Consider the following 26,192-nt stretch of genomic DNA (forward strand, 5'->3'; position numbering starts at 1 on the left):
AACTATTTTCAACTTTTAGTGATGGGCGTCATGTAAGCGGCTGTTTTGAAAGCTGAATGAAAGTTCTGGTAGTGCCTAACTTTTTTGGCGTAAACGCGCGGAAGTGGCTTTTTGCCCAGACTTATAGCGAAACGGTACAAGCCCCGCGTCAAGACCTTGCTAGGGTTAGCAGCAGACGTCACAAACTGTTGTTTCTAAATAACTTTAACAATTTTGACGCCAAGGAACAGTCATGGGTGGACCCCCCGTTCAACGTCGATTGCTAGTGGTTGACCCCTGTGACGACTGCCACGGTCTGTTGCCCGGTTTGCGGACGGCGGGGTGGGCCGTCGACAGCTGTACGTTGGAAGCGGTGGGTGACCGATCCTGTGATGTCGGCCTGTTGCGCCTGCAGCCCTACCACCTGGAGCGTCCGGAAGCGGTCAAGGAGCTGATCGGCCGCAGCGGCACGGAATGGATCGCCGTACTCAGCCAGGACGTGTTGCGCCTGCAGAACGTCGGTGACTTCGTCTGCGAGTGGTTTTTCGACTTCCATACTTTGCCCTTCGACGTTGCCCGCGTACAAGTGACCCTGGGTCGCGCGTTCGGCATGGCACGCTTACGGGGCAAGGGCCAGACGCCGGTGGACGAACCCGAGCATGAACTGCTGGGGGACAGTCGGCCGATCCGCGAACTGCGCAAATTGCTCTCCAAGCTGGCGCCCACCGAATCCCCGGTGTTGATCCGTGGCGACAGCGGCACCGGTAAAGAGCTGGTGGCCAAGACCCTGCATCGTCAATCCCAGCGCCACGCCAAACCGTTTGTGGCGATCAACTGCGGGGCGATCCCGGAACACTTGATCCAATCCGAACTTTTTGGGCATGAAAAGGGTGCGTTCACCGGTGCCCATCAGCGCAAGGTCGGACGTATTGAGGCCGCGAACGGCGGCACGCTGTTTCTCGATGAAATCGGCGATCTGCCGATGGAACTGCAAGCCAATCTGTTGCGTTTTCTGCAGGAAAAGCAGATCGAACGCGTGGGCGGCAGCCAACCGATTCCCGTGGATGTGCGCGTACTGGCGGCGACTCACGTCGATCTCGAGGCCGCGGTGGAGAAGGGCACCTTCCGCGAAGACTTGTATTACCGCCTCAACGTCTTGCAAGTGGTCACCGCGCCATTACGCGAACGCCATGGCGACGTCGCGATGTTGGCCAACCACTTTTCACGGTTCTACAGCCAGGAAACCGGCCGCCGCCCCCGCAGCTTCAGTGACGACGCCCTGATCGCCATGGGCGAGCACGCCTGGCCGGGCAATGTCCGCGAGCTGGCCAACCGCGTGCGCCGCGGCCTGGTACTGGCCGAAGGGCGTCAAATCGAAGCCGTTGATCTGGGATTGCAGGGCCGGCAGGCAATTTCGCCGCCCATGGCTACACTGGAAGACTACAAGCACCGCGCCGAACGCCAGGCACTGTGCGATGTGCTCAACCGGCACAGTGACAACCTGAGTGTCGCCGCCCGCGTGCTGGGGGTGTCCCGGCCCACGTTCTACCGGTTGCTGCACAAACACCAGATCCGCTAGGGCGGGTAAACCGAAAAGCCCCGCAACGACCCTTATCGTTGCGGGGCTTTTCCTTTGTTGTTGTGGTAAACGGGCTTTTCGAATCGTCGCACCGCCCGCGTTGGGCGGCGAAGCAGCCCCCCCCCTCAATCAAAAGTAATACGGAAACTTCAGGCTGAACGTAAAGTCCGGCGCATCATCCGTCATCCCGATCGCCAGGTTCGGCACTATCGTCAGGTTGTCCGATGCGGCAATCGTCATCCCGACGTTGAAGTAGCCGGCGTTGGCGTCGCTGGACACCACCGATTGCCAATCCCCGCCATTAGGTTTGAGCTTGCTCTTGCGCTGTATCAGGTCGGAGACTGAGAACGACATACTCATCTTCTCGTTCAGCGCGAAGGCAACGCCCATGCCGACCTGGAAGCTGTCGCCAAGGCTGACCTTGCCGCCGACTTTCTGGTTGACGTCACTGCTGATGTCATCGAATGACTCTTCGAAGTTGTGGGTGTAGGACAGCGAACCAAACAGCACGGCCGGGTCGAACGTCTTGACCAGGGATATGCCGGGAGTAATCGACCAGACACCGTTACCCGTAGGCAGGTTTTCCGGGACATACAGGTTGTCGTTGGCGGTAGACCTGACCAGCTTGATGCCAAAGGGTTCTTTACCGGTTGGCGCCTTGACGCGTACCGACACCACCGCATCCGGCAGGGTGGGGGTTTCATCCAGGAATTTGTACGCCACGCCGAAGTTGACGTCGCCGATGGTCGGGTCGCGGGTCACCGACTCTTCCGATGTGGCGTTGCCATTGTTACCGGCACCGCCCGACTGGTAGGTCGATTCGCGGTAGATCACCGGTACGTTCACATCAAACTGCCAGCGGTTATCGAGGTTGTAGCGACCGGTCAGGTCAAGGGTCCAGTTGTCCGACTTGATCCGGTCCAGGTTGATATTGCCGAGGAAGATCGAGTCCAGCGCCAGGAAGCCGTTAAGCGTCAACTGGCGGGCGTCGTAACGCGCATAAGTGACACCGGTTTCAAAGCTGAACTTGCCATTGCCGAAAAAGCCGCTGGCCTCGTTATAGAGGTTACTGACGCTTTGCGCAGGCGCCGAATCGTCCTTGAGAGACTGACCATAGGAACTGCCGCCGCCGCCCGCACCACCCGAGGCGGCCGCAGCGCCGGTACCGGCGACGGTTGCACCGCTGGCCTTCTGGAAGTCTGCCGGGGATTTCGCCAGGCGCTTGGGCGCCGGTGTCGCCGGTTGATCCTCAACCTGGCGTACCCTTTGCTCCAATACCGCCAGGGCTTTTTGCTGCACTTCGTACCGCTGCTTGAGTTCCAGGAGTTCTTGTTTGAGGGTCTCGATATCGGCGTCTGGCGCGGCATACAGCATGGATGCTGGCAAGAGCGTACTTAAACAGACCACCGCACGTAACGATAACGATCGATGCATGAAATAAGCCGTCCTTTTCTAATGCGAAAGTGTCGAGGGTCAGCGTAGTTCAATAACCGAGAGTGCGTAGGCCTTTAAGTTGATCCAAATTGCAGTTCAACGCCGGGTTGTTCAGTCCGTTATTGCCCATTACCACGTTGAGCTGGGTCATGTTGTTGACGAAGTTGGTATTCCCGGTCAACACCGTGCCTTGCAGCACTTGGCCGCCGCCAATCTGCTGGAGGCTATTGCCTTGGTTATGGTTGGCCTGGATCGCCATCTGCAAGCCGCCATTGTTGGCCGATACGCTTACGCGGCCCGCCGCGCTGTCGCCGGTAACCGTACCGCCGGCCACCAAGACTTGCCCCGATTGCACAATATTGGAAGGCGCAAAGCCGTTTTCAGTGACGTTGATACCGACATTGTTGTACGCCGTGTTGCCGTCGCCGGCGGTGCGCACGCTTTGTGTCACGCCGGTGCCAGTGCCCAGGCCAGCGCCTCCGGTGACGTTGCCGGTGCCGGTATTCTGGTTCGTACCTGTGCCTGCCGAGCCGGTGGTCTGCACATAAAACTGGGGGGTAATGGTCGATGAATCGACTTGCATGCTGGCTTTGCCGGTGATGGTGTCACCCACGGCATTGGTCCAGGTGCTGCTCATGACAATGCCGAAGCTGATGATCCGCCCCGGCATCACGTAGCGGCCGCGCAGCTCGGCCATTTCCGAATCCTTGAGTTCGATCGGTTTGAACCCTGATGAAGCATAAGCGGGCATTGAGGCTGCCAGACACAAGACCGTCAGCCAACGGGAAGTGTTCATCTTTCGCTCCTGGAGCGTCCTGCCCCTTATTGCGCTTCTTTAGAAGAAGTCGCTCTGGATGAAACCGAAATCCATCAGCTCGGCATCGCCTACGGGCCTGAACTCATTCAACTGGTTCTTGGCGGTCAGTGGCGTGGGCGGGTCGAGCAAGGCATTGGCCTTGTCGTAGCCTTCACCCAGCACGGCGAAAACGATGCCATTCCAGCCCTTGACGAAGTCGTCGTGTGAATAGCGCTTATGGCCCAGCACGGGGTCGCCGATATAGACCCAGTCCTTGTCCGCGCGCTGCAATACCACGAAGTGCTTGTAGCCACGAATTTCCAGCAGCACCACCACAGGGATCTTCACGGTCACCAGGGTGTCTGGCCCGATCTTGTAGCCCCGGGCACGCATGCCGATGCTTTCGAGGTAGCGCTTCATGTCCAGCATGGAAAAGCCCTGGGTGCGTACCAGGTCCTGGTCCGCATTGACCAGCATGCCTTTGATGACGTGGTCTTCGTCTACGTCCAGCCAATAGCCCTGGCGCAGAATGGTGGCGAGTGCCGCAGCACCGCAGCTGAAATCGGTTTTCTGTTCCACCAGGTTGGCGAACCGGCGCTCACGGATACTCTCGACCTTCTTGTAGATGACTGCACCGCCAGGCATGGCGGAGATCGCCATGGTGCCTGCCCATGTAGGGCCGGTGAGCAACATCAGGAGGGTGAGGGTCGCGAGGCGCATGATCGTGTGACCTGCTGGCTACTGATATAAAAAACAGGGAGTAAAAAAGGGCCTTGTTGCCAAGGCCCCTTTGGATCAGAAGCGCACGCCGCTGGCGCAGACGCTGCAACCCTGGCCGATCGACAGGCTGTTGCTGCCTTGGTTGCCGGCACCGGATTGCAGGTTCACACCCACGTTGCCGGAGTTGCGGTTAACCGAGTTGTCGAGGCTGGAGTTGTTGGACACGTACTGAGGTTTGCCGCCGTGATGGCCGTACCCGGTAGCCGCGGTATTGAGGTAGTTGTTGGCGAGCGAGTTTTGCTCGGTGTTGGCGGCCGCTGCGATGTTTTTGCCATCAGCCGTGGTGATCGCCAGGTTGTTTTTGCCTTGGTTGCCTTGACCGGCCTGGCCGTTGTAGCCCAGGTTGCCGGAGTTACCGTTAGCCGAGTTGTCCAGGGAGGCGTTGTTTTGCGTGCCTTTGTTGACGAAGTTGTTCAGCCCGCTGTTTTGATTCACATCGACCACGGCAAACACGGTGGCGAAGTCGCCTTTGGCGCTGGAAATCGCGCCAGAGTTGTCGGCTTGGTTGCCGCTGCCGGCTTGAACGTTCACACCGACGTTACCGCTATTGCCGGTCACCGAGCCATCGGCAGAGGCGTTGTTTTCGGTTTTGGTGTCGTCAAACTTGTTGCCGACGCTGTTTTGTACATCCGTGACCACGGAGGCAACCACACCGGTTGGTTGAGGCGCAGGATGCCAGCCACCACCTGCTTGAGCAGCAGCAGCCATCAGGGCGGCGAGAGCGAAAACCAGTGGTTTCAGGGCCATTTGAGGTTTCATGGTGTTTCTCCTTGCTTCTAATTAGTTGGTTAAGTGTTGGTACGGTCTAGCCAGTGCTACCAAGCTGTTACTTGATAGTGATGCCCAGGGTGTTAGCCACTCGGTTCCCCACCCCAGCACTCTGGTTCACCTGAATCACTCCTCGGCTGCCTGTGAAGGCCTGGTCGCTTGTCACGACCTGGCGGCTGCCAGTGGTGGGGGTGAGCCCTGAGTCGGTTGCCAGCGTCGTCGTGTTCTGTTGCAACAGGACGCTGTCGTCTATGGCTTGCGGGCCAGGGTTGATGCTGATCCGCACGGCATTGACTGATTGGTTATTGGCCCCGGCTGACTGGTTGATGCCCAACATGCCGTTGCCATTGGTAAAAGAGGTGCCCTCGATCGCTGCCTTGGCGGCCAGAGAGGGGTCGACCTTGCCGTTCATGTTCTGGATATTGCGGGTGGTGCCCTGACCACCGAGTGCGACGGCGCGGTTGTTGGCGGTTTGCTGCTGGTTGCCCGCCGCCTGGTTGATCATCACGTTGCCGTTGTAGGCTTGGCCGCTGTTGTTGATCACCGCGGTGTTGTCGGCCATCGCCGAAGCACTGCCCAGCAGGGCCAGAAGGAGCAGGGAACGGTTCATTATTTGCCCCCCATCATGCTGCCGATGTTGTTCAAGGGCGCCATGCCACGCTGGATCGAATCGCTGATCTGCCCACCCACGGAAGCCCCGGCTCCGTGACCGGCGACTGAGCCGGAACCGAGTGTTGAGACACTGTTTTGGGTGTTGTTCAGGCCCGGAATGTTTCCGTTGGGCAGGATGGCGCGGGTAATGCCCGCGCCACTGGCGATGCCACCGATGTCCATGTCACTGAGCTCACCCGTGGAACCAAGGATCTCGTGGCTTGGATTGGCGTTGGCGGTGGTGGGGTAGGGGTCTTTACCGAATGAAGGTCGACCGTACATGTGCCCTTGTACGTCGCGGCCGGTCACGATCACGCCGTCACCTGCCAGGGTCGGAAGACTGATGCTGGCGCTGAGTACACAGCTGACCAGCAGTACGTTCATCGAACCTTGAGTGAGTGTGATCACGGCGGCATTCCTTATTCTTCACGCTGACCCTAAACAGCGTTGTAAGGGAGAGAGCAGAAGCCGTGCCGCTTTTTATTTATCTTGGTTATTCAATGGGTTGCGCTGAATGCGAGGCAAAATGATGGCCGCACTGTATCAGCCGTGAGACAGCGACCCTTAAAGCCCAGGCTACCCAGCCACTGCACAACCGCTTCACCTCCCTGTATCAGCGTTGAAACACCGGGCATGACAAAACGATGAACGCGCTCACCGTGGGCGGTTCAGGGCAGGGAGCTGTAAAAAAAACGGACACTTCGGACGCGCGCAAGCCTACGCCGGAGGGCGAAGACTCAGCCTTTAGGGGCTTTACGCGGGATGGAGTTGAGTACGGGGTTGCCGTCCTGGTTCTGGGTCAAGTAGACCGGCAGCACCTTGGGCAGGGAGGGCACGAGGTTGTTGACCTCGTTGATGTTGTAGATGCCGCCGATGCGGATCGCCCCGGTGCTGGCGTCGGCCAGCATCACCGGTTTGCTCAGGTAACGATTGATCAGCGGCAACGCATCGGCCAGGGCCAGGTTGTCGAGGATCAGCTTGCCCTGGCGCCAGGCCAGTGCGGTGTCGTTCGGGTTTATCGGCTGCACGCGAGGCGTGGCGTCACCCTGCTGATAGCTGGCCTGCATGCCGGGCGTGAGGGGGACGCTGCCGTGTACCGCGTCGCTGGCGATTTGTACCGAGCCTTCGAGCAGCATCACCCGTACCTGGTCTTCGTATTTCCACACGTTGAACTGGGTACCCGTGACGCGTACCTGGCCATTGCCGGCGCGCACGATAAACGGGTGGGCGTTGTCATGGCTGACCTTGAAGAACGCCTCGCCCTTGTTCAGCGTGACCCGGCGCTGGTCCTTGTAGTTGCTGTAGACCAGCTCGGTGCCGAGGTTGAGTTCCACCTGGCTGCCATCGCCCAGGGTGACCTGGCGTAAACCCGTGGTGGCGTCGAAGCGCTCATAGGAACTGGGCAACCAACCGGCTTCCCAGCCGGTAAAAGCGGCGAGGGGCAGGGCGACCAGGCAAATCGCCGCTGCCACTGCGTAGGTACGCGCCCGGCTGCGGGGCTTGAAGGGCACCACCACTGGCGCAGGTTCTTGGCGTGGCAGGTGGTCGGCGACGTCCCAGATTTCGAGCATGGCCGCATATTCAAAGGCATGCAGCGGATGGGCATTGTGCCATTGGGTAAACGCCTGACGTTCGCCCTCCGTGCAGTCAACGGCGTGCATGCGCATGCACCAATGCGCAGCGGCATCGGTGATCGCGTCATATTCGGCTTCTGATAGAGACTGTTCGCGCATTGACCCATCCTGATTTCCCACATTCTAACTTCACGGGCCCGTGACGAGAACAGCGGTCATGGCGATTGCACATCAATGTTGAACGAATTTAGGCGATACAGCGGTTGAAACCTGCCATATAGCACTCATTCTCATTAATTGGCGTGTCCAGTCTCCTAGGTTCAAGGTGTCGTCGGTATAGGGTCGAGATGGCGTCCCATCTCGCAGATAAGACGAGCGATGGAGTCGGCGTTGCACAGAATCGTGTCAATGCGGGCGTCCGGTGATGTGCTGTCCAGAAACGCGTCGCGCGCATCTTCCACAGTCGTACTGCCCGTGGACTTTTGGACGGCTTTGAAGATGGGGTCATCGGAGTCCGTAGAGTCGAAGCTTTCCCACATGCCGGAGAAGTCGTTCCAGCGTGAGAACAGCTGGTGACGCGGGGTGGCCAATGACAAGGCTTCGCGCTGTATCTGCTGCAAACTGTCGCGGGCGAGCCTGCCGGTCACGGTCAAGATTTCGATCAGGTCCGAGAACGGCCGGCGTGATTCAGCCGTGCTGATATCGTGGGCGGGCGTGTAGAGGTGGGCGAACTCGTGAATCAGCGTGGCCGCTCGCGCATGGCCGTCAATGTCGAACGGTTCGGTCAATAGATGGGTGTATTGGTGCAGTTGTTGATCAAAAAACCGTTCGGTGAAAAACACTTGCTTGCTCTGGTCTTTGGCGATGACGAACGCTATCACGCCTTCAGAGGGATCACTGCCGGTGCCCACCACGAACCGTGAGCTGTTCAACAGATCAAGGCTGGGGTCCACCAAGGCTTTGCACACCGGGATCAGGACTTTTCTCATTTTTTTCAGCATGCTTTCGTCGATGTTGTCGGCGTCGAACAATTGCCTCAGGAACCCCTCCAGGCGGGTACCGGGTGTCAGCTGCTTGAGTTGCACCAGGTTGTGCATGGCGTTGAACGCATAGAAACGCGCCAGATCCAGCGCTTCGATGATCTGCATGGCCTTGGTGGGATACAGGCGGCGAATCTCTTCCATACCCGTCGCTTCGATGTTCAAGAACATCTTTGCGTTAAAGCGGGTCACGTAGCGATTACCCAGTCGCGAAAGCGCCTTGCCGTATTGCAGCCTGTGATTGTGCGGCTCCAGGACCAGACGCTGCAGACGGGTACTGGACACCAGGGGGCCGTCGCTGCCGGGGGCTTTGCCGGCTATTCGCAGTCGCTTGGCGTGTTTGATCGGGTAGACCTTACCTTCCACTGCGCCGTAGAGCGCTTTGCCATCGGAGGTGGCGTAAAGCCCGGTTTTCGGCTGTATGTGCAAGTCCGCCAAGGCTACATCGTTGACTTCGTAGGATTGCAGGCGCGTACGCCTGGGGTCTGTCACGTCGATGTCCGTGAGGGTTGGCGCGATCGGGGCTGCAGGGGTTTTCAGGTCGCGTTCATCCACCTCGTTGAACACCGGCGGTTGCGCCTTGGGCACCGGCGTGCGCACTAATTGCTCCACCGTCGCCATTTGCGCAACACCGAAGATGAACGAGCGCAGTGCATCCTGCCAATGGTGCTGTTGCAGGGCCTCGGCCGAGTCCTTGAACAGGGTGTAGCTCTGCCAGATCAGCAAGGGTAGCTGCAGTTTGCCCGGTAAGAACCTTGCCGCGCGCTGCACGCCACTGCTCAACAGGTGCTTGATGGTGTCCCAGAAGTCTTGGCCATCAGGGTCAAGCTGATGCTCAAGCATGCGTCCCATCACCTGCCGGTTATCCTGGTACAGCTGTTTGATGGCGTGGCCCTTGATCGGCTGATTGGCCAAGGTGATTTCCGATGTCGCACCTTTGGTACCCGCCAGCAGGTTTTTATACGTGGCCTTGTGCGCACCCAGCAGGTGGGCAACGATCCAGTCTTGCAGCCTGCCGGGTACATTCAGTTGGTTGAGAAACTGCGCCGTGCTCTCGAACTCCTTGAAACAGTGGCTTGGGTAGTACGGTGCATAGAGAATCAACGGGCCTGTGGTGCCGGCACTGATCAGATAAAGGCCCAGCGCCTTGGCGATGCTGGCGCGAGGTGTCGCAATCATTTCAAGGGGGCGAATACTCGCCGTGGCACCGTCGACGGCGGCTCGCGCGATGGCGTCCGGCATGTCGAATACCTGGCGAATCAGGGTGTAGCCGGCGTCCGATAACTGCTCCTGCAGTTTCAGCGCATGGGCGTGTTGCAACAGCTGCCACGGCAATTGCTGGACGAAACGCCGCTCACGCGCCTGGGCGCCCGGTTGGTCGGTTTCCATTTTTTCCTTGAGACGGTCCTGACCGTCCTTGGCAATCTTCAAGTTCGCGAGGAGTTGGCGGACAGTCGATTCGGTCAGGGTCTTGGCGCCCGATTCCACGGTGAAGGAACTCGCCTGCTCGTTGATGTGCGCCAGGGCGTAATCGACGAGGTTCTGCCGCTGCCCACCCAACGCAAGTGTTGGCGTTATAAACACGTCTTCGGGGTAAAGGGCGTCGTCCACCAGCATGTCGCTGAGCGTGTCGTGGACATGCTGGCGCAACGAGAACAGCTCATACAGGTAGTCTTTCTCATCCAGGGTGTTGCGTCGGTATTGTTCCAGCAACTCGGCATGGTGGCGCTGCTCATCAGGTGGCGCCATGCCCAACCAAGCCGGCAGCGAGCGTTGCGTGACAAAATAATGCGCGAGCTGCGCGGCGCCCTCCAGGGGCGACGCGGGAAGCACGGCTAAACGATTCAAGAATGCCTTGCCGGTCGGCTTCTGTGCCAGCCACTGCGCCCTGTGTGCGATGTAGTGGTCGATCCACGACTGCTGGCGGTTTTCACTGATGGGCTCGGTGATCAGCCAGAACGCCCCCAAGGTATATCTGGCATGGGGCAGGCGTTGGCGCGGGTCAAGGTTTTCCAGGAGCGCCAGGCGTGCGTCGGGATCTTCCAGCCGCGCCTTGAGTTGTTCTTTCGCCAGCGACGGGGACGCGAAGCTTTCCAGGCCCCACGCCGGGGTCCAGAGAATCGCGCGGCCCGAGTGATGGTGGTCCAGGCCGCCGCGTTCGGTGAGCATCAGGCAATTGGCCAAGCGGTGGCGCAGGCTTTGCCCTTCACGTTCGACGGTGACGCAGTAGACATCCGGGATGAACCCTTGGAGGTCCTCCCGTCGACGGCGGTCGGGGGTGTCGCTGTCAAAAACGGCCTGGATGATCGACTCGTCCCTGGCGTCCAAGCTCTTGTTCAGGCGCCGCAGGTGCGCCTGGCTCAATATTGCCTTGGACATCATGTCGCCCATCAGCGGCAACAGGCTTTCAAGGCGTGCACGGGGAATGTCGCCGATGTCCTGGTGTTTAAAATGAGTCAGCACGCCCTCGACCATCCGATTGAGGGCCTTGACGTCCAGGTTGGACAGTTTCTCGGCATGATTGCCGTTGCGTGGCTGATAAACGCCGTAATGACGGGTCTCGGGAACCGGTCCGAGACCTTCGGCCAGGCGGCCGATGAAGTGATCCTCCAGGCTTTGGCTTTCCAGAGGCAACGCCACGGCACGCTGGTCGGCGCTGTCAGCGTAGCGATTGATGAATACCCGTGCCGGATCGAGCTGTTGGCGCTCACGCTGTCTCAAGTTATCGATCAGCGGGTCCATGACCGAGGGCAATGGCTTCATCAGGTCTTCCAGTGCCTTTGGGATATCAATCAGTTGTTTGTACAGCCGTTCTGCGCGCTTGGCGGCGGCCGACACCGGCCGCGTGGGGTCGGCCAATACGGAGTGAGTGGTCCAGCGCTGTGCGCTGTCCAGCGCCAGAAGCCGGTCGTCGACCATGAAGCGCACGTCCAGGGCATGGTCCAGCAGCGCCGAGAGGTTGATATCGCCGCGTTCGCGACGGAACTGGCCGAGCACATAGATCAGGTTGTTTACCTGCTTATCAATGATGCGTTCCATCAAGTGTTCGAACACGTTGCCGACGATGAGATTGCCGGTGACCTGAGGCTCGGTAAAGCCGATAAACAGCAGGCGCTCCTCCAGGGACATAAAGTTGTAGACATCGTCTTCATAGGCGGGCGCCTTCACCATCGCCTTCAAGGTCTGGATCAGGTCGGCGTGGTCGGCCAGCACTTGCAGCCCTTTGGGCGGCGAGTAAAACCAGGTGTGGGCGTTGCCAATCATCACGCAGCTGGTCAACTCGACACCATGCGCCGCGTGTTCCCAGAACCGCACGGTCTCCCAGCGCAGCCCGCCACTGGCCTGGGCGCGCGGAACACCGTCAGGGAGGAACAGGGCGGCCAGTTCATCCGCTTCTTCAGGGGTGATGATCGCGTCCTGGCGTTTGAGCAGTAGATCGATCCGGGCCTTGTGCGCCATCGTTTGTGCCAGGAATGTGCGACGCGAGGTGCCGTGTGGCGTGTCGGTGTTCCAGAAAGTCTCCAAGGTGTTTTGCAAGAACGACGACAACTGCCGTGACGCCTGTTCCAGGCCGTTTTCCCACGGGGTCAGTGCTTTGGATACGGGGGTGTATTGGGGATGGAAAAACTCACGTGTCTGCCCCACGGGCCAAGCCTGCTGACGATAGCGCAACAGCAGTGCATCGGTGATCGGCAGCGAATTGACCCATTGTCGAGGTTCACCGTCGGTGGGCCTCACCTTGAAAAAGTTGACCCGCGCGCGGCTGGGGTCGAGCGTGGGCAGGAGTGGGCGAAACACGCTTTTGAGCAGGTCCTGAAGCATCGTCTCCAGGCTGGGCAGTTTAACCAGCTCGGCGAGCACCGCCTGCAGGTTGAGCGTTTGCTGGTGGTCCAGGGCTTTTTTTTGCGCCTGGAAAACATCCTGTGCAATATCCTCGGCCGTCAGCACCAGGCGGTTGTCCAGGATCAAGCCGGCGCGTGTGCCCAACGCGATGAACTGCAACAGGTCATCCGCTTGTGTGGCGTCCCTGAGTCGTTCGGTCAGCTCGACGAGCAAGCGTGCACGGTTATCGAACTTCTCCAAACCTCCGTAGGGCGTATAGAGAAACGCCGGGGTGTAGTCGCCTGTCGAACTCATCATGAAGCTGCCCGCCAGCTCCAGCGCCGACGGGGTGTTTTTGTTCAGCCAGAGGGCTTGGGCGATCATCGGCGGTTCTTGCGCGCGTCGCGTGGCGTCGGTGGCGAATGACAGGTTGCGCAGAAACCCGATGTCCTTGGCGGTGATGCTGAAGTGCCGTTCGCGTTCGCGTTCCTTCCAGCCTGTGCGCAAGGCTTCGGTAAAAAAGTAAGGCGGTTGTACCTGGCTCATGAGGCGTTCCTTAAAGACGTTCAGACGGTGCGACGGCCCCGTCCGGTGAGTCTTGAGGCTAAAGCGCGGTACAGCGGCCCGGCAGTAGATATGTCTGGTGCGCGCGGCGCGCGGTGGTCGACAGCCGCGAGGGAAACCCTGTTTAATCGAGGGTGCCGATTGTTCGTACGCAGTTGCCGATTCCAATAATTAAACGGGAGCTACAGATGTCAGCATCGCCTTTGGACCAAGAACCTTCGCTCACGCGGCTCAGCAGTGCGCAGTTGACCCAGCTGTTGCGGCGGATCTTTATCCGCCACGGCACCTCTGAAACAGTGGCCCAGGTATTGGCCGAAAACTGCGCCAACGCCGAGCGCGACGGTGCCCATAGCCATGGGGTGTTCCGCATCCCCGGTTATGTGTCGACGCTGGACAGTGGCTGGGTCAACGGCAAGGCGGTGCCCATCGTTGAAGACGTCGCCAGTGGGTTTGTGCGGGTCGATGCGGCCAATGGTTTTGCCCAGCCGGCGCTGCACGCCGCGCGCGCGCTGCTGGTGGACAAGGCACGCAGCGCCGGGATTGCGGTGCTGGCGATCCGCAACTCCCATCACTTCGCTGCCCTTTGGCCGGATGTCGAGCCGTTTGCCGAAGAAGGCCTTGTCGCGCTCAGCGTGGTCAACAGCATGACCTGCGTGGTGCCGCATGGCGCCGACCGGCCGCTGTTTGGCACCAACCCGATTGCATTCGCTGCGCCCCGTGCCGACGGGCCACCGTTGGTGTTCGACCTGGCCACCAGCGCAATCGCCCACGGCGACGTGCAGATCGCCGCGCGCAAGGGTGAACGTTTGCCACTGGGCATGGGCGTGGACAGCCTCGGCCAGCCCACCCAAGACCCGAAAGCCATCCTTGAGGGGGGCGCCTTGCTGCCCTTCGGCGGGCACAAAGGCTCGGCGTTGTCGATGATGGTCGAACTGCTGGCTGCAGCGCTGACCGGGGGTAATTTTTCGTTCGAGTTTGATTGGTCAGGCCACCCAGGCGCCAGGACGCCTTGGACCGGACAGCTGGTGATTCTGATCGACCCCAGCAAATCGGCCGGGCAGGGCTTTGCCGAACGCAGCCAGGAATTGGTGCGCCAGATGCACGGCGTGGGGCTCAAGCGTCTGCCGGGTGACCGACGTCATCGCCAGCGAGAAAAATCCATGGAAAACGGGATCGCCATTGGCGCCGAAGACGTGGCGAACTTGTACCGATTGGCGGGGGAATGATGCACATGATCGCGAGGGCGCCGGGCGGCACCCTCGCGGGCAAACGTGGATCAGTTACGGCGGCCCAACAACAGGCCGACCACTAGGCCAAAGCCTGCAGAAATGGCCACGGTCTGCCATGGATGGCCACCGATGTAGGTTTCGGTCGCATCGACCACAGGCTTGCTGCGCTCGCGCACATTGGACACCGAGTCCAGGGCTTGCTTGAGCTTGATGGCGACCTGCTCGCGCAGGGTTTCGCCTTCTTCGCCCACCAGGGAGGCGCTGCTCTTGAGCAGTTTGTCCGATTCCTCGATCAGTGCAGTCAGCTCACTGAACGCTTGATCCTTGATTTGCTCTTCGACGGCTTGCGCGGCAGATTTACGGGCCATTGTGTGACTCCTTGCAGGTAAAGGTGGCAGTGAACAATGGAGTCTCGGGCTGAGGCAAAAGTTGCAGTTTTTTTGCCCGGCAGCCTTTTCAGCTGCAATCCGAATCAAGAAATTTCGACCTACAGTGTAAGATGTCGCCTATTTGTGCAGCAGGTAATTCAACATGAGCTTCAATCTGGCCAACAAGACCCTCGCCGAACGCGCCGAGCTGGAAGATGAAAAGTCCCGTCTCTACGACCTGTGGCAAACCAACTTGGGCAAGGCCAAGGGTGAGGCGGCGCGGTTGTTCGGCGAGCGTGCCAAACGCAAGGGCAAGTGGGCCGAATGGGTCCGTGCGGAGCTGGACGGCATGTCGCCGCCGGAGTTCTCCAACATGGTGCGCAGTGAGGTCAACAAGTTGATGGCGGCGGCGAAGTAAAGCTGGCGACAATCGCCTCGCGCACTTTGAGCAGCATCGGATCCAGTTGGGCCTGGGTCAGCCACCCCAGTTCCACCGGGTAACGCGGCAGTGCCAGCGGGCAGGGCAGTGTGCGCAAGCCTGTCAGGCTGGCGATGGCCTCGGCGGCATGCCCCGGAATGGTCGCCACTGCCTGGCTGCCCTTGAGCAGAAATGCCAGCGCGGCAAAGTGGCTGGTCGACGCACACACCTGGCGGCTCAGCCCCAGCGCCGCGAGCCCCTCATCGGTAATCCCGACAAACCCGCCTGACGACACCAGCACATGCTCGCGTGTCACGAACTCGTCCAGGCTGATGCCTTGCTGGCCCGGCGCCAGGCTGTTGGGGTCGACCAGGCAAGCGTAATCGCCTTCTCCCAGCACCCGCCGACTCAGCCGGCGTTCGGCAAAACCTCCCGCCGTGATCGCCATATCCAGGCTGCGATCAAGCAGGGCGTTGCCGACGATCTGGCTGTGGGTCTGACGGAAAATCACCCGCAGTTTCGGCAGGCGCTGCGCGATGGCCTCCATCAGTCGGCGGCCGTAAGCGATCTCGAAATCATCCGACAACCCCACCACCACGGAGCGGCCCTGATAGTGCGGGGTCTGTGGATCGATCATCGCCAGGCTTTGCCGACAACGGTCCAGCGCTTCGCTGATCACCGGTTTCAACTGATTGGCGCGCAAGGTCGGCGCCAGGCCCCGGCCGGTGCGCACAAACAGCGGGTCGCCATACACATCGCGCAAACGCCGCAGGCCGGCACTGATCGCCGATTGCGTCACACCCAGGCGCAGCGCCGCACGACTGGCGCTGGACTCATCGTGCAGGGCCTCGAAGGTTTTCAGTAAGTTCAGGTCAACGTTTGCGATATTCATGTGGCTCATATCATTCAGCATTGAAGTGGGCTTTATTCATGATCGAGGCTGGCCGGAGAATGGGCAACCCTATTATTCGGAGTGTGTGTGATGCCTGTTTCTACTGTGGCCGCTTTACAGATAGGCGCGTTGCCGGGTGGCAAGGCCGAGACCTTGGCGCAAATCCTTGGCTACGAGGCGGAGATCCTGCGCAGTGGCGCGCAATTGGTGGTGATGCCCGAGGCGCTGCTCGGTGGCTATCCCAAAGGCGAAAGCTTCGGCACGCAACTGGGTTATCGCCTGCCCGAAGGCCGCGAAGCCTATGCGCGCTACTTTGCCAACGCGATCGACGTACCCGGCGTGGAGACCGAGGCGCTGGCCGGTTTGTCCGCCCGTACCGGCGCCAGCCTGGTACTCGGCGTGATCGAGCGCAGCGGCAGCACCCTCTACTGCACGGTGTTGTACTTCGAACCCATCGGTGGCTTGGTGGCCAAGCACCGCAAGCTGATGCCCACCGGCACCGAGCGGTTGATCTGGGGCAAGGGCGATGGCTCGACGTTACCGGTGATCGACGCGGCGGTGGGGCGTATCGGCGGTGCGGTGTGCTGGGAAAACATGATGCCGCTGCTGCGCACGGCAATGTACGCCAAGGGCGTAGAGGTCTGGTGCGCGCCGACCGTGGACGAGCGCGAGATGTGGCAAGTGAGCATGCGCCATGTCGCTCATGAAGGCCGCTGTTTTGTGGTGAGTGCGTGCCAGGTGCAGGCATCGCCGCAGGCGTTGGGCGTCGAGGTTGCCAACTGGCCGGCTGAGCGCCCGTTGATCGCCGGTGGCAGCGTGATCATCGGCCCCATGGGCGACATCCTCGCCGGACCGTTGCAGGGCGAAGCCGGGCTGCTGACGGCGCAGATCAACACGGACGACCTGGTGCGTGCGCGTTACGACTATGACGTGGTGGGCCACTACGCTCGGCCGGATGTGTTCGAGTTGATCGTGGATGAGCGCGCCAAGCCGGGCGTGCGCTCTATCACTGACTGACACACGGTCGAAATGTGGGAGGGGGGTGAGCCCTGATGCCAGTCACTTAAGGGCGAATAGTGTACCTGTGGCGAGGGAGCTTGCTCCCGTTGGACTGCGCAGCAGTCCCAGTCTTTCAAGTAAAGAGCCGGGGCCGCTTCGCGGCCCAACGGGAGCAAGCTCCCTCGCCACAGGTTACACAAGATCGATTTCAGGCGGCTTTACCACGTCGCGGTGTTCGGCAGGTCCAGCGTCCCACGGTCGACGAAGCGCATCGTACCGAACAGCCCGCCCGCCAGTTTGCCTCGCAGCACGTAGGGCAGGTTGTTCAAGCTTTGGGTCTGGCTCAGGCCCAGGGTCTGACGTAACACGGAGAATGCCGAAACACTGACCGGCACCGTCAGAACCGTCTCGGAAAAGCGTGGAATGGAGCCGCTCTGATCACTCACACCTGACGCCAGCGGCCGGCCATTGACCTCCAGGTCCAGGGCCACGCCGTTGTAGTCGATTGCCGTTTCATTGGGGTTCTGCACCCGCAGCTTCACGGCGAAGCGCACTTCCAAGTCCTGGCTTTGCAGGGGCTCGATGCCCACCACGTTGATATTCACCGGGTCGCGGTTGGGGAACAGGGCGCAGGCGCTCAGGGTCAGCAGCAACAGCGATAGAACCATGAGCTTGCGCATCTAAAAGTGCTCCTATTTCGTGACGTCCGGGTCCTGCATGACTTTGAGGGTAGAGGACTCCGGATCAAATTCATCTTCTTCCAGCTCTATGAACTCTTCCGGCAGGAAAATGTTCAGCAGGATTGCACAGAACGCGCCCACGGTGATCGGCGATTCAAAGATGTTATGCAGCGCCTTGGGCAGCTCGCGCAGCACTTCTGGCACGGCGGCGACACCCAGGCCCATGCCAAGGGAGATCGCCACGATCAGCACATTGCGCCGGTGCAGCCCGGCTTCGGCGAGGATCTTGATCCCGGCCACGGCCACGGTGCCGAACATGATCAACGTGGCGCCGCCCAGCACCGGCTTGGGCATCAGTTGCAATACCGCGCCGATCATCGGGAACAGGCCCAGCAGCACCAGCAGGCCGGCGATAAAGTACGCCACGTAGCGGCTGGCCACGCCGGTCAACTGGATCACGCCGTTGTTCTGGGCGAAGGTCACCATCGGCAGACTGTTGAAGGTGGCGGCCATCGCCGAGTTGAGGCCGTCGGCCAGCAGGCCGGACTTGATGCGCTTGATGTACAGCGGGCCCTTGACCGGCTGCTGCGAAATCATCGAGTTGGCGGTCAGGTCACCGGCCGCTTCCAGGGGCGAGATCAGGAAGATCACCGCCACCGGGATAAACGCCACCCAGTCGAACGAGAAACCGTACTTGAACGGCACCGGCACGCTGATCAATGGCACCTGGGGCAACGCCGCCATGTCCACACGGCCCAGCAGCCAGGCCACAACAAAGCCCAACGTCAGGCCAATCACGATTGAACCCAGGCGCAGGAACGGGTTGTTGAAGCGGTTGAGCACCACGATCGTCAGCAGCACCAGCGCCGCCAGCCCCATATTGCTCGCGGCGCCCAGGTCGCTGGCGCCAAAGCCGCCGGCCATGTCGGTGACCGCCACCTTGATCAACGACAAGCCCATCAAGGTAATGATGGTGCCGGTGACCACCGGGGTGATCAGCTTGCGCAGCTTGCCGATGAACTGGCTGAGCGCCACTTCGATAAAGGCGGCGAAAAAGCAGATGCCGAAAATCGTCGAGAGGATCTCATCGCTGCCGCCGCCGCGAGCCTTGACCATGAAGCCCGCGCTGAGAATCACACTGATAAAGGAAAAACTGGTGCCCTGCAGGCACAGCAACCCGGAGCCGATCGGGCCGAACGTGCGCGCCTGCACGAAGGTGCCGAGCCCCGACACAAACAGCGCCATGCTCACCAGGTACGGCACTTCGCTTTCCAGGCCGAGTACGCCACCGACGATCAGCGTGGGGGTGATGATGCCGACAAAACTGGCCAGCACATGCTGCAACGCGGCAAAAACCGCTGCGGTGAAGTGCGGGCGGTCTTCCAGGCCGTAGATCAAGTCGGATTTATAGCGCGGGCGGGGGGCTTGAGCGTCAGACAAAATGCGGGCTCGGGTCAGAAAAGGGAGGCGCAGGATGCCAGAAACTGCCTATGCTCAGAAGTGTAAATAAATATTTATAACCCCCCTGCGCAAAATCCAAGGCCCGGCCGATAACGCTTATAGGCCCACATTCCAATGACAACAGTGGTGACCAAGGTCTGGGCAGCGCGTTGACGCTGACGGATCGTTTCGCGGCAGGGACGCTCGCAAACACAATTTCTGAGAGCACCCCGCCTATGTCCCTCCGTCAGCTGAATATTGCCCCTCGAGCGTTTCTCGGTTTCGCCTTCATTGCGTTGTTAGTGATTTTACTGGGGGTGTTTGCGGTCAACCGCATGACGCAGATCCGTCAGTCCTCGGTGGACATGAGCGCCACGCAACTGCCTAGCGTGACCTTCCTCGGCAACATCACGGAAAACGTATTACGCCTGCGCATCCTGTCGTTCCGTGTACTGGTCAACCGCGAACCCGCCGGCCTGCAGGAAGCCGAAACCCGCATCGGCGTGCTGGCGGACAAGGTGAAAACCGCCCAGGCCGGCTATGCGGCGTTGCCTATGGGGACGGAGGAGGCGGCGCTGTACAAGACGTTTGTCACCACCCTGGACAACTACCTCAAGGCCCAGGCCGATATGCTGGTGCTGTCCAAGCAAGGCAAGGTGGATGAAATGCGCGCCTTGATCAATACACGGATCAAGGACGGCACCGACCAGATGGGCGAGCAGTTGAACAAACTGATCGCCCTCAATGCGGCGGATGCCAAGCAAGCCGACGCTGAAGCCGGGCAGAGTTACCAGGGCGCCATCACCGGCGTCATCGTGGTCTCGGTGGCCGCCGCATTGCTCACCGTGTTGCTGGCCTGGTTGCTCACCCGCAGCATCGTCACCCCACTGCGCAAAGCCGTGGAAGTGGCCGAAACCATCGCCGGTGGCAACCTGAGCAAAACCATCGAAGACGACGGCAAGGACGAACCGGCGCGGTTGCTCAGTGCCTTGTCCACCATGCAAGCCAACTTGCGCCAGACCATCCAGCACATCGCCGGATCGGCCACCCAGTTGGCGTCTGCAGCTGAAGAGCTGAGCGCGGTCACCGAAGAGGCCTCCAAAGGCTTGCAGCAACAGAACAATGAAATCGACCAGGCGGCCACGGCGGTCAACGAGATGACGGCGGCCGTGGAGGAGGTGGCACGCAATGCGGTGTCGACTTCCGAAGCGTCCGGGCAGTCCAACCAAGCTGCGCGCGAAGGCCGCGACCGCGTGATGGAAACCGTCGGCGCGATCCAGACCATGACCCTGGACGTGCAGAACACGGCGGCGATGATCGAAGGCCTGGCCACCCAAGGCCGTGACATCGGCAAAGTGCTGGACGTGATCCGCGCGATTGCTGAGCAAACCAACCTGCTGGCGCTCAACGCCGCCATCGAAGCGGCACGTGCCGGTGAAGCCGGGCGTGGGTTTGCGGTGGTCGCCGACGAAGTGCGGGCCCTGGCCCATCGCACCGCGCAGTCGACCCAGGAGATCGAGAAAATGGTCGCCGGTATCCAGAACGGCACCGGTGAAGCCGTGCAGTCCATGCAGCAGAGCAACCAGCGCACCCAGGGCACCCTGGAAATGGCCCGCGCCGCCGGCGTCGCCTTGGAGCAGATCACGCAGTCCATCAGCCTGATCAACGAACGCAACCTGGTGATTGCCAGCGCGTCGGAAGAACAGGCCCAGGTTTCCCGTGAAGTTGACCGCAACCTGGTGAACATCCGCGACCTGGCGACTCAGTCGGCGGCGGGGGCCAACCAGACCAGCGCGGCCAGCCATGAGCTGTCGCGGCTGGCGGTGGATTTGAATGGGATGGTGGCGCGGTTTGTGATCTGAATGCGTCAGGAACCTGCTTTTTGTAGTGAGCGGGCTTGCCCCGCGCGAGGCAAGCTCGCTCACTACAGTAGGATCAGTGTTTCCAAGCTGCTGCATTCACAAGGTTCTTTGGTCGCTCCCCGGCTAACGCCTGCAACAGATTATCCACCGCACACGTGGCCATTGCTTCGCGCGTCTCATGGGTGGCTGAGCCGATATGCGGCGTGGCCACCACATTGTTCAAGCGCAACAACGGCGAATCGTGATCCAGTGGTTCCTTCTCAAACACATCCAACCCCGCCGCCCGGATCGTGCGCTGTTGCAACGCCTCCACCAGCGCAGCTTCATCCACCACTTTGCCCCGCGAGATATTGATAAAGATCGTTTCCGGGCCCATCCGCGCGAACTCATCGGCGCCAATCAGCTTCTCGGTCTGCGCGGTGAGCGGCAGCGTCAGGCAGACAAAATCGGCCTGTTGCAGCAGGTCGTTCAAGCTGCGGTACTGCGCGCCAAAACGGGCCTCCACCGCCGGTTTGGGTGAATGGCTGTAGTAGATCACCGGCATGCCAAATCCGAAATGCCCGCGTTGGGCCAAGGCTTCGCCGATGCGGCCCATGCCGATGATGCCCAGGGTCTTGCCATGCACGTCGCTGCCGAAATGCGCCGGGCCGATGTTTTTGCTCCACTGGCCGGCGCGCACCATATCGGCCAGTTCGACCACGCGGCGGGCAGTGGCCAGGATCAAGGCAAAGCCGGTGTCGGCGGTGGTTTCGGTGAGCACGTCCGGGGTGTTGCTGAGCAGGATGCCGCGTGCCGTCAGGTAGTCGATAGCGTAGTTGTCGACGCCCACCGACACGCTGGCGATCGCTTCGAGTTGCGGTGCCAGGTCCAGCAGTTGCGCATCCAGGCGCAGGCTGGCACCCAGCAACCCGTGGGCGTAGGGCAGGGCATCGCGCAGTTTGGCCAGGCCGGTGTCGTCCAGCGTTTCGATCAGCGTGACCTCGGCCTGCTCATGCAGGCGGGCCATCAGCGGCGCGGAGAGTTTTTTGTACAACACGACAGACTTTTTCATGCGGTCTTTACCTTCAATTTCAGGTTTGGCTCCGGCGTGCGGTCACTGGCGCCGGGCTTGAGAAAAATCGTCAGCACCACCGACAGCATCAACGCGCCGCTCATCAGCAGGTACGAAGCGCCGGGCGAGCCGGTGCTGCTATTGAGGTAACCCACCAGGTACGAACCGCCGAACGACCCGAGGGCGCCCATGCTGTTGATCAGCGCCATGGCGCCCCCGGCGACGTTGGCCGGCAGGATTTCCGGGACAATCGCGAAAAACGGCCCGTAAGGCGCGTACATGCACGCGCCGGCAATCACCAGCAAGGTGTAGGACCACCAGAAGTGTTCGGCGCCGAGCGCGTAGGAGGCATAGAACGCGATGGAGGCGATCAGCAGCGGCGGCCACACAAAGCGTTTGCGTTTTTGCAGCTTGTCCGAGCCCCACGACACCAGCAGCATGCCGATCACCGCCGCCAGGTAAGGCAGCGCCGACAGCCAGCCGGCTTCGACCATGTCCATCTGCAAGCCGGCCTTGAGGATCGACGGCAGCCACAGCACAAAGCCATACACGCCGATGCTCCAGCAAAAGAACTGCAGCGCCAGGATGATGACCTTGGGCGAGCGGAAGGCTTCGGCGTAGTTCTTGACCGCCTTGATGCCCACCTGTTCGGCGGCCAGGGCGGTTTCCAGGTTGTGCTTTTCGCTGTCACTGAGCCACTTGGCATCCTTTGGACGCTCATCGGCCAGCTTCCACCAGATAAACGCCCACAGCACCGCCGGCAGGCCTTCGATGATGAACATCCAGCGCCAGCTGAAATGCTGCACAAGGTAGCCCGAGACCACCGACATCCACAGCATGGTCACCGGGTTGCCGAGGATCAGGAAGGTATTGGCGCGCGAACGTTCGGCACGCGTGAACCAGTGGCACAGGTACACCAGCATCGCCGGCATCACCGCGGCTTCGACCACGCCGAGCATGAAGCGAATCACGATCAGCATGTAGGCGTTGGAGACCACACCGGTCAGGGTGGCCAGGCCGCCCCAGAGGATCAGGCTGACGAAAATCAGCTTTTTCACGCTGCGCTTTTGCGCGTAGATCGCCCCCGGCACCTGGAAGAAAAAGTAACCGAGGAAAAACAGGGCCCCCAGCAACGACGACATGCCGGGGGTGATCATCAGGTCTTCGGCCATCCCGGAGGCGGCGGCGAAGCCGTAGTTGGCGCGGTCCAGGTACGCCAGGCTGTAGGTGATAAAAACGATGGGCATGATGTACCACCAACGGCGGGTGGCGAGTTTCACGGTGTCCATGGGGTTGCTCCTGAGCTTGTTGTAGTTGTGGCAACAGGGTGTGAGTTATGCAACGGATCGACTGGGTAACTCTGAACGCTTGGGCAGGCCTTCCATGTCGCCGCGGCTCTGCACGGCGCGGCTGCCGATCCAGTTACCGCGCTGTACCGCCTCGCGGAAGCTGAGGTTTTCCAGCAGGGCGCTGATCATGCCCACGGCAAAACCGTCGCCGGCGCCGACCGTGTCCACCACGTTTTCCACGCGCACGGCGGCGACAAAACCTTGGTCCATCTGGGTGCGGTAGTAGGCGCCGTCCGGGCCGAGCTTGATCGCCACGGCTTCGGCGCCCTGGTCGAGGTAGAACGCGGCGATGTCGGCCGGGTCATCGAGACCGGTGAGCAAACGGCCTTCGCCCAGCCCCGGCAGGACCCAGTCGGCCAGGCCGGCGAGGGCGTTGATTTCGCGGATCATCGTCTGTTGGTTGGCCCACAGCGATGGCCGCAGGTTGGGGTCGAACGACACGCTGTGCCCGGCCTTGCGCATCTGTGTCATGAGCTCGACGGACAATTCGCGTGTCGCTTCGGACAACGCCGGCGGAATGCCCGTGGCGTGCAGGTGGCGGGCTTTCAGCAAGGCTGGGCTGATCGCGGCAACGGACAAGTGGCTGGCCGCCGAACCCTTGCGGAAATACTCCACCTGGGGATCGTCTCCGGCGTCTTCGCGGGATTTGAGCTGAAAGCCGGTGGGGTGCAACGGGTCGACCGCCACATGCCGGCAATCCAGGCCTTCCTTGCTCAGGGTGTCGACCACAAAACGCCCGAGGGAGTCATTGCCCACCCGGCTCAGCCAGGCCACGTTGAAGCCCAGGCGTGACAGGCCGATGGCGACGTTGCTGTCGGCCCCGGCAATGCGTTTGTGAAACTGCCCGACCTGGGCGAGGTCGCCGGTGTGCTCGGCGACGAACATCGCCATGGTTTCACCAAACGAGAGGATATCGATCTCAGACATGCGCATTCTCCGCACGGGGTTGGCCCAGCAGGGCGAGGGCGGCAACTTGCTGCGCGGTGACCGCGACCAGGTCATCGCCCTGCAACGGAAATTCCACCGCCCGGGTAATACCTTGAGTCATGTGTTTGAGCAGTTGTTCCCACAGATGCAGGTCGGTGGCGCCAGGCGGCAGGGCCACCAGCTTGCCGTCCGCGCGGCGCGCCACGGCCTTGCAGTGCAGGTAATCCACATGCCGGCCCAGCAGGCGCGCGGCGGTGAGGGCGGACTGGTCCTGCCACTGCCAGTTGCCGATATCGAAGGTCATCTTCACCGGTAAACCGAGGCGCTCGACTGCGGTGAAGAAACGCTGCATCGGCTCGATCCGACCGCCGTGCAAGGTCTGGTCGTTTTCCACCAGCAGTCGGACCGGGTGGCGGTTGAGCAGGGCGTGCAGGCTTTCCAGGTCATTGGTGTCGGTGAAATAACCGAGGGACACCTTGAGCCAGCGCGCACCAAAGGCCTGCGCGCGGTCCAGGGTCGCGCCCAGCTCGGCATTCGGTTGGGCGCGGCCGGCGACCCACAGTTCCAGGGGCGATGAGAACACCGACTCCAGACCCTGCTCAGCAGCGGCCTGGGCCAGTTCGTGGGGGTGTTCAACGGTCAGCAATTCTTCACGCCATTCGATACGTTGGGCGCCGGCGGCCGTCAGCAGCGCGACAAAACTCAATTGGCCCTGCTGGCGGACAAGGTCGGCGCCGTAGCTGGAAAGGCTGATGGAGACGGGGTACTTATGCATTGTTGTTTACCTCTGAAACCGGTTTCATTTTTGTGCGCAAAATTAACAAGTGGGCGCTGGGCCTACCCGCGATGGCGGTGTGTCAGGTGGCCAGGTGCTTGCCTGAAGCACCGTCATCGCGAGCAAGCCCGACTTCCACGGGGAGTTGGGTTGAGCCTCGGATGATGAGTCGTGGCAAGAAATCCAAGGTGCGGGTCGGCTCAGTGTCGCCGCGCAAGCGCTTGAGCAAACAGTCGAACGCGGTGGCGCCGATGGCCTCGGTCGGCTGGGCGAGGGCGGTGATGCCATTGCCTACCAACGGGTACCAATCAAGGTCATCCAGGGCGATCAGGCCGACATCCTCGAACAGGTTGCAGCCCAGGTTTTTCAGGGCTCGGGTGCAGGTCAGCGCCGCCACGCCGTTGGCGCAAAACAGGGCCTTGGGGCCGGCGTTGGCGAGAAAGGTTTCCAGACGATTTTCCAATTCGCCATCCAGTTCCAGCACCGCACCAGTCAGTGCCGGGCGGCGGGCAATCTCGGCCTTGAAACTGTCCAGGCGCTCCAACCGCGAGCTGGTGCCATCGGGGGCTTCGCTCACCAGCAGCACATGGCGATAACCCTGTTGCTCCAGGTGATCCACCGCCATACGCACTGCTGCCGGGTTGTCCAGGCCGACAAGGTCGCTGTGCAGCGGCTCGACCTTGCGGTCCACCAGCACCAGGGGCATTTCCCGTTGCAGTTCCAACAGTTGGTCGAGGTGATGGCCGAGGGTGTTCACGATCAGCCCTTCGATGTTGTACGAACGCAACGCGGCGAGGTGCTGGCGCTCTTGCTCGTCATCACGGTCGGTGTTGCACACCACCAGGCTGTAGCCGTGCTGGCGGCAGGCGGTTTCGACGCCGTGCATCACGGCAATGGAATAGGGGTTGCGGATATCGGCCACCAGCATGCCGATCAGGCGGGTGCGGCCGCGCTTCAAGCCACGGGCCATCTGGTTGGGGCGGTAGCCAAGTTCTTCGATGGCGTGTTCGATACGCAGGGCGATGGCGTCGGAGAGCAGGGCGCGGTCATCGCCGATAAAGCGCGACACGCTGGCTTTGGACACGCCCGCGCGCTCGGCGACGTCGAGCATGGTCACGCGGCTGCGCTGGGCGGCGGAAAAGTTGTTCACGGTCATCGACCTTCTATTTTTATTGGAATGACTGAAACCGGTTTCAGGAGACCATTAAATGAGGA

22 protein-coding genes are annotated in these 26,192 nt (G+C 60.9%); 5 read left to right on the top strand and 17 right to left on the bottom strand.

Annotated features, from left to right (window positions below; genetic code table 11):
• Positions 1–232: 232 nt before the first annotated feature.
• Entirely contained in the window at positions 233–1,558 is a 1,326-nt protein-coding gene (locus BM403_RS24135) for a sigma-54 dependent transcriptional regulator (RefSeq protein WP_012723885.1), read from the top strand.
• A 129-nt stretch (positions 1,559–1,687) separates the two neighbouring features.
• Here the strand turns inward: BM403_RS24135 and BM403_RS24140 are convergent, their stop codons facing one another.
• From BM403_RS24140 to BM403_RS24175, 8 genes are all read right to left on the bottom strand, one after another.
• The gene (locus BM403_RS24140; RefSeq protein ID WP_012723886.1) at positions 1,688–2,992 is read right to left on the bottom strand and encodes a hypothetical protein; all 1,305 of its coding nucleotides are present in this window, start codon (positions 2,990–2,992) and stop codon (positions 1,688–1,690) included.
• A 49-nt stretch (positions 2,993–3,041) separates the two neighbouring features.
• Complete coding sequence (locus BM403_RS24145) at positions 3,042–3,788, bottom strand: hypothetical protein (protein ID WP_012723887.1); 747 nt, start codon at positions 3,786–3,788, stop codon at positions 3,042–3,044.
• Between the two features lie 39 nt (positions 3,789–3,827).
• The gene (locus BM403_RS24150; protein WP_012723888.1) at positions 3,828–4,508 is read right to left on the bottom strand and encodes a C39 family peptidase; all 681 of its coding nucleotides are present in this window, start codon (positions 4,506–4,508) and stop codon (positions 3,828–3,830) included.
• Positions 4,509–4,583: 75 nt separating this feature from the next.
• Positions 4,584–5,327, bottom strand: coding sequence for a hypothetical protein (locus tag BM403_RS24155; RefSeq protein WP_012723889.1), 744 nt, complete (start codon positions 5,325–5,327; stop codon positions 4,584–4,586).
• Positions 5,328–5,394: 67 nt separating this feature from the next.
• Positions 5,395–5,946, bottom strand: a complete 552-nt coding sequence (locus BM403_RS24160; RefSeq protein ID WP_012723890.1) for a hypothetical protein — start codon at positions 5,944–5,946, stop codon at positions 5,395–5,397.
• Positions 5,946–6,395, bottom strand: a complete 450-nt coding sequence (locus tag BM403_RS24165; protein WP_093545358.1) for a hypothetical protein — start codon at positions 6,393–6,395, stop codon at positions 5,946–5,948. The genes BM403_RS24160 and BM403_RS24165 overlap by 1 nt, the downstream gene beginning before the upstream one ends.
• Before the next feature lie 329 nt (positions 6,396–6,724).
• Positions 6,725–7,720 carry a FecR family protein gene (locus BM403_RS24170; protein WP_093545361.1) on the bottom strand — a complete coding sequence of 332 codons (996 nt, stop codon included), beginning with the start codon at positions 7,718–7,720 and terminating at the stop codon, positions 6,725–6,727.
• Positions 7,721–7,881: 161 nt separating this feature from the next.
• Positions 7,882–12,969 (bottom strand): dermonecrotic toxin domain-containing protein, encoded by a 5,088-nt coding sequence (locus BM403_RS24175; RefSeq protein ID WP_093545364.1) that lies wholly within the window; start codon positions 12,967–12,969, stop codon positions 7,882–7,884.
• A gap of 206 nt (positions 12,970–13,175) precedes the next feature.
• Here BM403_RS24175 and BM403_RS24180 point away from each other — a divergent pair, with 206 nt between their 5' ends.
• A complete protein-coding gene (locus tag BM403_RS24180; protein WP_093545367.1) occupies positions 13,176–14,213 on the top strand; it encodes an Ldh family oxidoreductase in 1,038 nt (345 codons plus the stop codon).
• Positions 14,214–14,263: 50 nt separating this feature from the next.
• Here the strand turns inward: BM403_RS24180 and BM403_RS24185 are convergent, their stop codons facing one another.
• Positions 14,264–14,584: an ElaB/YgaM/YqjD family protein gene (locus BM403_RS24185; protein ID WP_010172915.1), complete on the bottom strand. Its 321-nt coding sequence runs from the start codon at positions 14,582–14,584 to the stop codon at positions 14,264–14,266.
• Between the two features lie 163 nt (positions 14,585–14,747).
• On the opposite strand from BM403_RS24185, the gene BM403_RS24190 reads away from it, so the two are divergent.
• On the top strand, positions 14,748–15,002 hold the full coding sequence (locus BM403_RS24190) for a hypothetical protein (RefSeq protein WP_003190904.1): 255 nt from the start codon (positions 14,748–14,750) through the stop codon (positions 15,000–15,002).
• On the opposite strand, the gene BM403_RS24195 is transcribed toward BM403_RS24190, so the two are convergent.
• Positions 14,974–15,894, bottom strand: coding sequence for a LysR family transcriptional regulator (locus tag BM403_RS24195; RefSeq protein ID WP_093545455.1), 921 nt, complete (start codon positions 15,892–15,894; stop codon positions 14,974–14,976). The genes BM403_RS24190 and BM403_RS24195 overlap by 29 nt on opposite strands.
• Before the next feature lie 90 nt (positions 15,895–15,984).
• Here BM403_RS24195 and BM403_RS24200 point away from each other — a divergent pair, with 90 nt between their 5' ends.
• On the top strand, positions 15,985–16,911 hold the full coding sequence (locus BM403_RS24200; RefSeq protein ID WP_093545369.1) for a carbon-nitrogen hydrolase family protein: 927 nt from the start codon (positions 15,985–15,987) through the stop codon (positions 16,909–16,911).
• A gap of 200 nt (positions 16,912–17,111) precedes the next feature.
• Here BM403_RS24200 and BM403_RS24205 read toward each other — a convergent pair whose 3' ends face one another.
• Both BM403_RS24205 and BM403_RS24210 read right to left on the bottom strand, forming a co-directional pair.
• Positions 17,112–17,573, bottom strand: a complete 462-nt coding sequence (locus BM403_RS24205; protein ID WP_012723897.1) for an LEA/WHy family protein — start codon at positions 17,571–17,573, stop codon at positions 17,112–17,114.
• 12 nt (positions 17,574–17,585) lie between these two features.
• Positions 17,586–19,013, bottom strand: a complete 1,428-nt coding sequence (locus BM403_RS24210; protein ID WP_093545372.1) for a nucleobase:cation symporter-2 family protein — start codon at positions 19,011–19,013, stop codon at positions 17,586–17,588.
• Between the two features lie 236 nt (positions 19,014–19,249).
• Here BM403_RS24210 and BM403_RS24215 point away from each other — a divergent pair, with 236 nt between their 5' ends.
• Positions 19,250–20,875: a methyl-accepting chemotaxis protein gene (locus tag BM403_RS24215; RefSeq protein ID WP_046033787.1), complete on the top strand. Its 1,626-nt coding sequence runs from the start codon at positions 19,250–19,252 to the stop codon at positions 20,873–20,875.
• Between the two features lie 73 nt (positions 20,876–20,948).
• Here the strand turns inward: BM403_RS24215 and BM403_RS24220 are convergent, their stop codons facing one another.
• The 5 genes from BM403_RS24220 to BM403_RS24240 all read right to left on the bottom strand — a co-directional run bounded on the left by BM403_RS24220 (position 20,949) and on the right by BM403_RS24240 (position 26,127).
• Positions 20,949–21,926, bottom strand: a complete 978-nt coding sequence (locus tag BM403_RS24220) for a 2-hydroxyacid dehydrogenase (protein WP_093545374.1) — start codon at positions 21,924–21,926, stop codon at positions 20,949–20,951.
• On the bottom strand, positions 21,923–23,215 hold the full coding sequence (locus tag BM403_RS24225; RefSeq protein WP_012723901.1) for an MFS transporter: 1,293 nt from the start codon (positions 23,213–23,215) through the stop codon (positions 21,923–21,925). The genes BM403_RS24220 and BM403_RS24225 overlap by 4 nt, the downstream gene beginning before the upstream one ends.
• Positions 23,216–23,260: 45 nt before the next feature.
• Positions 23,261–24,202, bottom strand: coding sequence for a sugar kinase (locus tag BM403_RS24230; RefSeq protein ID WP_012723902.1), 942 nt, complete (start codon positions 24,200–24,202; stop codon positions 23,261–23,263).
• Positions 24,195–24,977, bottom strand: coding sequence for a sugar phosphate isomerase/epimerase family protein (locus BM403_RS24235; RefSeq protein ID WP_012723903.1), 783 nt, complete (start codon positions 24,975–24,977; stop codon positions 24,195–24,197). Before BM403_RS24235 ends, BM403_RS24230 begins: the two co-directional genes overlap by 8 nt.
• Before the next feature lie 82 nt (positions 24,978–25,059).
• A complete protein-coding gene (locus BM403_RS24240; RefSeq protein WP_093545458.1) occupies positions 25,060–26,127 on the bottom strand; it encodes a LacI family DNA-binding transcriptional regulator in 1,068 nt (355 codons plus the stop codon).
• Positions 26,128–26,192: the final 65 nt, after the last annotated feature.

Origin of the sequence: Pseudomonas sp. OV546 (genome assembly GCF_900116845.1) — a bacterium.
Classification (GTDB): domain Bacteria; phylum Pseudomonadota; class Gammaproteobacteria; order Pseudomonadales; family Pseudomonadaceae; genus Aquipseudomonas; species Aquipseudomonas petroselini.

Excerpts from the sequence above, each read along its gene's own strand:
- BM403_RS24135 (WP_012723885.1), top strand. The coding sequence starts at position 233 with ATGGGTGGACCCCCCGTTCAACGTCGATTGCTAGTGGTTGACCCCTGT.
- BM403_RS24140 (WP_012723886.1), bottom strand. The coding sequence starts at position 2,992 with ATGCATCGATCGTTATCGTTACGTGCGGTGGTCTGTTTAAGTACGCTC.
- BM403_RS24145 (WP_012723887.1), bottom strand. The coding sequence starts at position 3,788 with ATGAACACTTCCCGTTGGCTGACGGTCTTGTGTCTGGCAGCCTCAATG.
- BM403_RS24150 (WP_012723888.1), bottom strand. The coding sequence starts at position 4,508 with ATGCGCCTCGCGACCCTCACCCTCCTGATGTTGCTCACCGGCCCTACA.
- BM403_RS24155 (WP_012723889.1), bottom strand. The coding sequence starts at position 5,327 with ATGAAACCTCAAATGGCCCTGAAACCACTGGTTTTCGCTCTCGCCGCC.
- BM403_RS24160 (WP_012723890.1), bottom strand. The coding sequence starts at position 5,946 with ATGAACCGTTCCCTGCTCCTTCTGGCCCTGCTGGGCAGTGCTTCGGCG.
- BM403_RS24170 (WP_093545361.1), bottom strand. The coding sequence starts at position 7,720 with ATGCGCGAACAGTCTCTATCAGAAGCCGAATATGACGCGATCACCGAT.
- BM403_RS24175 (WP_093545364.1), bottom strand. The coding sequence starts at position 12,969 with ATGAGCCAGGTACAACCGCCTTACTTTTTTACCGAAGCCTTGCGCACA.
- BM403_RS24180 (WP_093545367.1), top strand. The coding sequence starts at position 13,176 with ATGTCAGCATCGCCTTTGGACCAAGAACCTTCGCTCACGCGGCTCAGC.
- BM403_RS24185 (WP_010172915.1), bottom strand. The coding sequence starts at position 14,584 with ATGGCCCGTAAATCTGCCGCGCAAGCCGTCGAAGAGCAAATCAAGGAT.
- BM403_RS24190 (WP_003190904.1), top strand. The coding sequence starts at position 14,748 with ATGAGCTTCAATCTGGCCAACAAGACCCTCGCCGAACGCGCCGAGCTG.
- BM403_RS24195 (WP_093545455.1), bottom strand. The coding sequence starts at position 15,894 with ATGAATATCGCAAACGTTGACCTGAACTTACTGAAAACCTTCGAGGCC.
- BM403_RS24200 (WP_093545369.1), top strand. The coding sequence starts at position 15,985 with ATGCCTGTTTCTACTGTGGCCGCTTTACAGATAGGCGCGTTGCCGGGT.
- BM403_RS24205 (WP_012723897.1), bottom strand. The coding sequence starts at position 17,573 with ATGCGCAAGCTCATGGTTCTATCGCTGTTGCTGCTGACCCTGAGCGCC.
- BM403_RS24215 (WP_046033787.1), top strand. The coding sequence starts at position 19,250 with ATGTCCCTCCGTCAGCTGAATATTGCCCCTCGAGCGTTTCTCGGTTTC.
- BM403_RS24220 (WP_093545374.1), bottom strand. The coding sequence starts at position 21,926 with ATGAAAAAGTCTGTCGTGTTGTACAAAAAACTCTCCGCGCCGCTGATG.
- BM403_RS24225 (WP_012723901.1), bottom strand. The coding sequence starts at position 23,215 with ATGGACACCGTGAAACTCGCCACCCGCCGTTGGTGGTACATCATGCCC.
- BM403_RS24230 (WP_012723902.1), bottom strand. The coding sequence starts at position 24,202 with ATGTCTGAGATCGATATCCTCTCGTTTGGTGAAACCATGGCGATGTTC.
- BM403_RS24235 (WP_012723903.1), bottom strand. The coding sequence starts at position 24,977 with ATGCATAAGTACCCCGTCTCCATCAGCCTTTCCAGCTACGGCGCCGAC.